8 protein-coding genes are annotated in these 8,103 nt (G+C 58.8%); 3 read left to right on the forward strand and 5 right to left on the reverse strand.

Annotated elements, in window-relative coordinates:
* Window positions 1-120: 120 nt before the first annotated feature.
* The 5 genes from EJA71_RS14905 to EJA71_RS14925 all read right to left on the reverse strand — a co-directional run bounded on the left by EJA71_RS14905 (window position 121) and on the right by EJA71_RS14925 (window position 5,746).
* Window positions 121-1,353 carry a multidrug effflux MFS transporter gene (locus tag EJA71_RS14905; RefSeq protein WP_158958045.1) on the reverse strand — a complete coding sequence of 411 codons (1,233 nt, stop codon included), beginning with the start codon at window positions 1,351-1,353 and terminating at the stop codon, window positions 121-123.
* The gene (locus tag EJA71_RS14910) at window positions 1,346-2,323 is read right to left on the reverse strand and encodes a diiron oxygenase (RefSeq protein ID WP_158958047.1); all 978 of its coding nucleotides are present in this window, start codon (window positions 2,321-2,323) and stop codon (window positions 1,346-1,348) included. Before EJA71_RS14910 ends, EJA71_RS14905 begins: the two co-directional genes overlap by 8 nt.
* Window positions 2,320-3,390: a SagB family peptide dehydrogenase gene (locus EJA71_RS14915; protein ID WP_158958049.1), complete on the reverse strand. Its 1,071-nt coding sequence runs from the start codon at window positions 3,388-3,390 to the stop codon at window positions 2,320-2,322. The genes EJA71_RS14910 and EJA71_RS14915 overlap by 4 nt, the downstream gene beginning before the upstream one ends.
* A 447-nt stretch (window positions 3,391-3,837) precedes the next feature.
* Window positions 3,838-5,034: a class I SAM-dependent rRNA methyltransferase gene (locus EJA71_RS14920; RefSeq protein ID WP_158958051.1), complete on the reverse strand. Its 1,197-nt coding sequence runs from the start codon at window positions 5,032-5,034 to the stop codon at window positions 3,838-3,840.
* Window positions 5,035-5,206: 172 nt separating this feature from the next.
* On the reverse strand, window positions 5,207-5,746 hold the full coding sequence (locus EJA71_RS14925) for a type 1 glutamine amidotransferase domain-containing protein (protein WP_158958053.1): 540 nt from the start codon (window positions 5,744-5,746) through the stop codon (window positions 5,207-5,209).
* A 227-nt stretch (window positions 5,747-5,973) separates the two neighbouring features.
* On the opposite strand from EJA71_RS14925, the gene EJA71_RS14930 reads away from it, so the two are divergent.
* The 3 genes from EJA71_RS14930 (at window position 5,974) to EJA71_RS14940 (ending at window position 8,004) form a co-directional block, all read left to right on the forward strand.
* A complete protein-coding gene (locus tag EJA71_RS14930; RefSeq protein WP_178113700.1) occupies window positions 5,974-6,786 on the forward strand; it encodes an HDOD domain-containing protein in 813 nt (270 codons plus the stop codon).
* Between the two features lie 12 nt (window positions 6,787-6,798).
* Entirely contained in the window at window positions 6,799-7,611 is an 813-nt protein-coding gene (gene mutM / locus EJA71_RS14935; RefSeq protein ID WP_158958057.1) for a bifunctional DNA-formamidopyrimidine glycosylase/DNA-(apurinic or apyrimidinic site) lyase, read from the forward strand.
* A 69-nt stretch (window positions 7,612-7,680) separates the two neighbouring features.
* Window positions 7,681-8,004 (forward strand): multidrug transporter, encoded by a 324-nt coding sequence (locus EJA71_RS14940; protein ID WP_158958059.1) that lies wholly within the window; start codon window positions 7,681-7,683, stop codon window positions 8,002-8,004.
* The last annotated feature ends 99 nt before the right edge of the window (window positions 8,005-8,103 follow it).

Consider the following 8,103-nt stretch of genomic DNA (forward strand, 5'->3'; position numbering starts at 1 on the left):
TAAACCCGCCGGGGATGAATGGCGATGAATCTGCCGATTCTACACCGCTGGCGTCTGGAGGGAATGGCGCAAAGTGTTGTTCCAGTGCCGACGGTGTGTGTGGGATGACGACCGGCAGGTTCAATCTGCTCCCGACCGCAGAACGATGGCGGCCTCAAGGTTTCGGGCACGCACGCTGATGCGGCTGTTCAGTACCAGCGCTACGCCGCTGAGCAGCACAAAGCAGTAGCCCAGCGTCGACTGAAGATTGGCAGGGCTCAGGCTGATCAGGGCGCTGATCAAACCGCCGCAGATAAAGATGATCGTGCTGCCCGCCGAGGCCGAGGTGCCTGCGTTGTCCGCAAACAGGCCCATGGCCCGGGATGTAGCTGCCGGGCGTGCGATGGTGGTGCCAGCGGTGCAGATCAGCATCGGGATCAGTACGGTGATGGCGGACAGTTCGACATTGGCCGATAGCGTCAGCATGACCAGCCCCGACATCAGGATCAGGCTCAGTCCGGTAATGATCTGCTGGCCGGGCGTGATCCGCCGGCTGAGCACGGTGGCGACAATGCCGCCGACCACGTAGGCAGCACCGTAGATCAGCAGGATCAGTGAGAAGTCGTAAGCCGACAGCTGCAGTTGATCCATGAAGATCAGCGGTGAAATCACGATGAATGAAAAGTGGCAGGCGAACGCGAAGGCGGAAATCAGCCACAGGCCAACGAAATCGCGATCCCCCAGCACCCGTCGATAAGCCTGGAAGAACTTGAAGGGGCTGCCGCTGGCGACCGGCCGCCCGTTATCCAGAAACCGCCACGCCTTGATCAGCACTGCTGCTGCCAGTGCGGCAAACACCCAGAAACTGCCGCGCCAGCCGAGGCTGGCCTGCAGGAAGGTCCCGGCCAATGGCGATACGGAGATGAAAACCCCCGTCGCGGTGACCATCAGGATGCGCAGGCGATCACGCTCTTCGCCTTCGAACAGGTCCTGCACCAGCGCCTGGGACAGCACGAAGCAGCCGCAGCCAACTGCCTGTACCAGCCGAAAGAACAGGAACAGCGAGTAATCGCTGGTGATCGTGCAACCGAGCGCGCCGAGCATCGAAACCGCCATGCCGGCGAGTAACAGGCCCTTGCGTCCGATCACGTCCGACAGGGGCCCTATCAGCAATTGCGCAAAGGCGATGCCGACGGCGAACAGGCTGATCGACAGTGCTATATCCGCCGGGCTGCTGCGAAAGTGCTCGGCCATGGCCGGGAACGACGGCAACAGCACATCCAGTGGAAACACCCCCAGCAGGACCATGGTCAATAACAGGCTGACAGCGCCGCGTCGTTGTTGGTGTGTGACCACAGGTTTTCCGTCATTCATCGAACAGTCCTGCCTTGGCGAACAGTTTGCGGTTAATGGACAACGCGAAGAAACCGGCCTTTTTCAGTGCATCGAGGGTAGCGATGGCACCCGTCCTGGCGCGCAGACGTTTGGCTTGCGCGTGGGTCAGGCTGCCAAGAATTTCATCGATGGCTGGCTCGGCAATGCCGTTGCTGCGCAGGCTCTGTCGTAACCATTGCTCGTCGATCTCAAAGAAAATGTCGATGATGTTCAGCAGGGTTCTGGCCGCGTAGGTACGCTGGCGAGTGTTCATGGTCAGCCACAGGTAATGGAACACCTCAGCGAAATAACGGCTGTGCCGGGCTTCATCCGCAAGGTGATCACGCAACATGTCGTTGACGCTGGACACCAGAGTGTCGCGGCAGACATCGAGCAACTCGCGGGCAATGATGGTTTCCGAAACGAAGCCAAGCAGAAACCAGGCCAGCGCGCGGTTGTTGTCGGGAGTGCGGGCGATCAGGGCGTTCAACCGGCTGATGCGCAACGGCATCTGAGGGCGGTGGGTGAAGCCGTACAGACTGGCGATCTGTTCTGCGAGGCGGTTGGAGAACAGGGCATGGTAGCCCTCGTCGGTATAGAGCTGGAGCGCCGCGGTTTTCATGCGACCTGGGACGGAGGCAGGCAGCTCGCCGTGGACAATTACCTCGACAGCGCGGTTGACGATGCGGTGTTCGAGCAGTGTTGTGTAGTCGAGAAAGTGCACCAGATGATTGGCTGTCAGCCGGTGGGTGACCTCACGGCCTGCGGCGACGATGGCCGGGTGGGCCAGATAGGGCAGGAAGGCCGGCGGAAACCAGTGACGGGTCAGCAACTGCTGCTGCACGTCATCGGGCAATAGATAGTCGTGCTGACTGGTGCGCACCGACGCGCGAGTGTTCCAGTCGCCGAGAGTGAAACGCAGCGCCCAGGAAACCGGCGCCTCATCCTGTTCGATAATGGGCGCGTTCATGCCTGCTCCTCGCGCAACAAATCGAGCATTTCCTGACACATCGCCCGACCATCGCTTTCACCGCAACCGACAAAGAACAGCGGTTGTTCGGCGCTGCCTTCGATCTTGAGCAAGGATTCGACCTGATCGTCGGCAAACGCGCCGGTCAGCCAGGTATTGAGGCCCAGCGCCGTGGCGACCAACTGGAAGGTTTGCGAAAGATGACCGGCCTCGATGAAGGCCATGCGATAGGCGCGCGAATGTTGGTATTTCCACCATAACTTGTCGAAGCGAGCGGTGATGAACAGGCCCAACGGCAGGTTGTTGATGAAATGCTGCCCGCCGAGCAGTTGCCCCAGCGGGCATTGCGGCGATGGGCTCACAGGGGTGAGGACATGCTCGGCAGGGTGGTAGGCATACACACCGGGATCCAGGCCCTCGATGTTCTGTGCCAGCAAAAAACACTCGCAGGCATTCAATCCGCCCCCGGAAGGGCTGCTGCGTCGCGCATCGAGGCCTTCTGCAATGCCGTCTGCAGAGCTGTCGCGTTCACGCAGGTAGCCGAAAGACAGGTACAGCAAAGAGCTGACGTCGTTGAGGGAAATGGCGGCTCCCGTGAAGGAGCGACAGGTTTTGCGACGAGTCAGCACGTGAGTCAGGTTGTCGTGATCGGGCGTGGTGGGTGTGGGGAGGGCAATTCGCGTGGTTGTGTTGTCGAGCACCCTTCCTGCCTCGGGCAAGGGGGCTGCCAATACTTCGTTACAGTGGTCCAGATATTCTCTGCTCCACTCGTGAATGTTTTGCGGAATATGTTTGCATGGGATGTTCTGGGTGCCGATGTGATAGATCTTCGACAGTTCGTCCCAACCCCATTCCGTATTGTCGGTTTCTGAAATGGTTAATATCCCTGCATTCAATAGTTGTATGTCTATAGTATTGCGACTATTGAATAAATCGGGATTGCTGATCAATTGGGTGAGACGTGATGAATAGTCGAAGTCCAGCTCGTGCTGGATATGGTCTTTATAGTTCCAGACAACTTGAGCAGGCGTGCGCGGCAAGATGAATAAGTAAGGGTTGATGTGCATATCGGGAGCTTCTCTGGTTGAAAGTCTGAAAGACGCCGGATTGCCGGCACTCTCCGGCGTCTAGACTTGCTTAGCGGGCTTTAGGCGCTACGAGAAAAGCCAGGTTTGCGATTTTGTTGCCTTCCATAGAGATAACTTTCATAACGTGAACTCCTTGTTCAATGTTTGGTAAGTGCCACCTCGTGGTGACAACTCAATAATAGTTTGTAATGGATTATTGGCAAGCGGATATTAAGTAGGAAAATTCCAGTAATTTTGTCGGACGCATCTTTAGGTTGGAAAGAGCTTGTGGGACAAAGTTAGATAGCTAAAAGAAGCAAGGAAATTTCCTGCACGCCAAACGGAAGTTTGATGTGGGAAGTACGAAGTTCGAAGGTCAATGAGGCGGGGATGCCAGGCGTGTAAACAGCAAACGAGGAGCCCTGAGGCTCCCCGCCGATTCGCCAATCAGCTGTTAGGCAGCAGACGGCAAGTAATGCTCTTGATGTAGCGGGTCTCGTCAATCGCCGGGTGCACCGGGTGATCCGGGCCCTGACCGCCGCGCTCCAGCAACTGGATGTTGCGATCCAGGTGACGAGCGCTGGTCAGCAGAATGTTCTGCAGACTGTCTTCCGCCAGGTGCATCGAGCACGATGCGCTGACCAGGATGCCGTCCTTGTTGAGCAGGCGCATGGCTTGCTCGTTCAGGCGACGGTAGGCACCTTCGCCGTTTTTCATGTCTTTCTTGCGTTTGATGAACGCTGGCGGATCGGCGACGATCACGTCGAAGCGCTCTTCGCTGGCTTTCAGTTCTTTCAGGGCTTCGAAGACGTCGCCTTCGATGCAGGTCATCTTGTCGGCGAAGCCGTTGAGGGCCGCGTTGCGCTCAACGCCGTCGAGGGCGAACGCCGAAGCATCGACGCAGAACACTTCGCTGGCCCCGAAAGCGGCAGCCTGCACGCCCCAGCCACCGATGTAGCTATAAAGGTCGAGAACGCGTTTGCCCTTGGCGTAAGGCGCCAGACGTGCGCGGTTCATGCGGTGGTCGTAGAACCAGCCGGTTTTCTGACCCTGGATGACCGGGGCTTCGAACTTCACGCCGTTCTCTTCCAGCGCAACCCACTCAGGCACCAGGCCGAAGACGGTTTCGACGTAGCGGTTGAGGCCTTCGGCGTCGCGGGCTGCGGAGTCGTTCTTGAACAGGATGCCGCTTGGCTTGAGCACTTGGGTCAGTGCCGCAATCACGTCATCTTTATGCGCTTCCATGGTCGCCGAGGCGATCTGCACCACGAGGATGTCGCCGAAACGGTCGACAACCAGGCCAGGCAGCAAGTCGGAATCGCCATAGACCAGGCGATAGAACGGCTTGTCGAACAGGCGCTCGCGCAGCGACAAAGCAACGTTCAGGCGGTGCACCAGCAGGGATTTGTCCAGCGACAGTTTGACGTCGCGCGACAACAGGCGCGCGCAGATCAGGTTGTTCGGGCTCATCGCCACGACGCCCAGCGGCTTGCCGCCGGCCGCTTCGAGGATGGCTTGATCGCCGGCCTGAAAACCGTGCAGAGGGGTGGCGGCTACATCGATTTCGTTGCTATAGACCCACAGGTGACCGGCGCGCAGGCGACGGTCGGCGTTGGCTTTGAGGCGCAAGCTAGGCAGGGACATGACGTCGCTCCGGAAAAAAGAGCGGGAGTATACCGTGTTGCGACTTGTGTCGGGTTTGATGGGCGATGAAACGCTGATGGCCCTTCGCGAGCAAGCTCGCTCCCACAAAGGGCTTGTGACCGACACAAGACTAATGTGGGAGCGAGAGGGCTCGCGAAGGCGGTTTTGACTATTACGCCGACAGCGCGTCGATCAGCTCTTTATTGAACGCCGGAATGTCATCCGGCTGCCGGCTGCTGATCAGGTTGCCGTCCTTGACCACCTCTTTATCCACCCAATGCGCGCCAGCATTCACCAGGTCATCCTTGAGTGTCTTGTAGCTGGTCATGGTCTTGCCGTTGACCAGCCCCGCCGAGATCAGCAACCAGCCGCCATGACAGATCACCGCAATCGGTTTGCCAGCGGAGGCGCCGGTCTTGACCAGATGCTGGGCATCCTGATCGATACGAATGGTGTCGGAGTTCTGCACGCCGCCCGGCAGGACGATTGCGTCGTACTGCTCGCTGCTGGCGCCCTGAAAGGTCTGGTCAACCTTGAAGTCGTCCGCCGGCTTGTCGTGATTCCAGCCTTTGACCTTGCCGGCCTCGGCCGAAAGGATGTCGACCTGCGCGCCAGCCTGCTCCAGCGCTTGCTTGGGACCTGTCAATTCAACCTGTTCGAAACCATCGGTTACCAAAAAAGCGACGCGCTTGCCGTTGAGGGAAGTGGCCATCGATAAGCTCCTGAGTCTATGGGGATTTGTTGCCGTGCCGGACAGAAACTGTCCATCGGGCCTTACAAAATCCGAAGCCTGAGCTTGAATGAAAGTTCCTCCGATATGCCGGTCGGTGTGTCGTACCCATGCTTCAGCGGTTAGAATCGCCGCCTGTCCCAGAGTGTGTACTTATGTCCCAAGAGCTGACCACCGAACAGATTCAACAATCGCTGCAAGGCATCAGTGTGCCCGCGCAACCGCAGATCATGGTGGATCTGCAAATGGAGCAGTACATGCCCGATCCGGACCTGGAAGTGATCGCCAAATTGATCGCTCAGGATCCGGGCCTGTCCGGCTCGCTGCTGAAAATCGTCAATTCGCCGTATTACGGCTTGAGCAACAAGATCACCTCGATTCAACGCGCGGTGAACCTGTTGGGCAGCCGCTCGATCATCAACCTGATCAACGCGCAGTCGATCAAAGGCGAGATGAATGACGACACCATCGTTACCCTCAACCGTTTCTGGGACACCGCTCAGGATGTGGCGATGACTTGTCTGACCCTGGCCAAGCGCGTTGGCACCCAGGCCGGTGACGAAGCTTACGCTCTGGGCCTGTTCCACGACTGTGGCGTGCCGTTGATGTTGCAGCGTTTCCCCAACTACATGTCGGTGCTGGAACAGGCTTACGCTAACGCCAGTCCGGAATGCCGGGTGGTCGACACCGAGAACCGTGAGTTCAACACCAACCACGCCGTGGTCGGTTATTACACCGCCAAATCGTGGCGCCTGCCGGAGCATGTCAGCGCGGCCATCGCCAATCACCACAATGCCTTGGCGATTTTCAGCGATGAGTCGTCGCGCAACAGTCAGCTGAAAAACCTGCTGGCGATCCTGAAGATGGCCGAGCACATCTGCGCTTCGTATCGCGTGCTGGGCAATCAGACCGAAGATTTCGAATGGAACGCTGTCGGGCCGCTGGTACTCGATTACGTAGGGTTGTCGGATTACGACTTCGAATCCCTCAAACAAACGATCCGCGACCTCGGCGCGCATTGACTCGAGAACACCATGCCTGAATTGCCGGAAGTCGAAACCACCCGCCGCGGCATTGCTCCGCACCTGGAAGGCCAGCGCGTCAGCCGGGTGATCGTGCGTGACCGGCGCCTGCGCTGGCCGATCCCGGACGATCTCGATGTGCGTCTGTCGGGGCAGCGCATCGTGCTGGTCGAGCGCCGCGCCAAGTATCTGCTCATCAACGCCGAAGTCGGCACGTTGATCAGCCATTTGGGCATGTCGGGCAATTTGCGTCTGGTCGAGGCCGGTTTGCCGGCGTTGAAGCACGAGCATGTCGATATCGAACTGGAGTCGGGCCTGGCGCTGCGCTACACCGACCCGCGCCGTTTCGGCGCAATGCTGTGGAGTACTGATCCGCTCAATCACGAACTGCTGATTCGACTCGGGCCCGAGCCGTTGACCGATCTGTTCGATGGCGAGCGCTTGTTCCAGTTGTCGCGCGGGCGTTCGATGGCGGTGAAGCCGTTCATCATGGACAACGCAGTGGTGGTGGGCGTCGGCAATATTTATGCGACCGAAGCGCTGTTCGCTGCCGGGATCGATCCGCGTCGCGAGGCCGGGGGGATTTCCCGGGGGCGCTATCTGAAGTTGGCGATCGAGATCAAACGCATCCTCGCCGCTGCGATTGAGCGCGGCGGCACCACGCTGCGCGATTTCATCGGAGGTGATGGTCAGCCGGGGTATTTCCAGCAGGAGCTGTTTGTCTACGGCCGTGGCGGTGAACACTGCAAGGTCTGCGGCACTGGTCTGCGGGAAGTGAAGCTGGGTCAGCGGGCCAGTGTGTTCTGCCCGCGCTGCCAGACCTGAGGCAATCGGCTGAAAAAGTCCTACGGTCTATAGTGAGTTGTCTCACTGTTCAGCCCGAAGGATCGTGCCATGAAATCCTTGCAAGTCTTCGTTGTTGCGCTGCTGCTGTGTTCCAGTCTGGCCGTTCAGGCCACGGAAAACGGCAGCGGTGACCCGCGCTACACCATCCAGAATCCCCCGGCCTACGCCATGCTCGGCGATTTGCTGATTGCCCGACCGTTACTGGTGGTGGCAACGGTGATCGGTGCGGGGGCGTTTGTCGTGTCACTGCCATTTACTGCGCTGGGTGGCGGAATTGGCGATGCGGGCCAGGCGTTGGTGGTGGATCCGGCGAAGGCAGCGTTTGTGCGATGTCTGGGGTGTATAGGGGAGGGGTTTGAGCAGCGCGAGTGAGCTGATCAGGATTCTGCTATGTGGCTGACGGCCCTTTCGCGAGCAAGCTCGCTCCCACATTGGAACGCATTTCAATGTGGGAGCGAGCTTGCTCGCGAA

It is taken from the genome of Pseudomonas sp. PB106 (assembly GCF_009764645.1).
Taxonomy (GTDB): Bacteria; Pseudomonadota; Gammaproteobacteria; order Pseudomonadales; family Pseudomonadaceae; genus Aquipseudomonas.

Coding starts and splice junctions, on each gene's coding strand:
- EJA71_RS14940 (WP_158958059.1), top strand. CDS start 7,681: ATGAAATCCTTGCAAGTCTTCGTTGTTGCGCTGCTGCTGTGTTCCAGT.
- EJA71_RS14915 (WP_158958049.1), bottom strand. CDS start 3,390: ATGCACATCAACCCTTACTTATTCATCTTGCCGCGCACGCCTGCTCAA.
- EJA71_RS14910 (WP_158958047.1), bottom strand. CDS start 2,323: ATGAACGCGCCCATTATCGAACAGGATGAGGCGCCGGTTTCCTGGGCG.
- mutM (WP_158958057.1), top strand. CDS start 6,799: ATGCCTGAATTGCCGGAAGTCGAAACCACCCGCCGCGGCATTGCTCCG.
- EJA71_RS14925 (WP_158958053.1), bottom strand. CDS start 5,746: ATGGCCACTTCCCTCAACGGCAAGCGCGTCGCTTTTTTGGTAACCGAT.
- EJA71_RS14905 (WP_158958045.1), bottom strand. CDS start 1,353: ATGAATGACGGAAAACCTGTGGTCACACACCAACAACGACGCGGCGCT.
- EJA71_RS14920 (WP_158958051.1), bottom strand. CDS start 5,034: ATGTCCCTGCCTAGCTTGCGCCTCAAAGCCAACGCCGACCGTCGCCTG.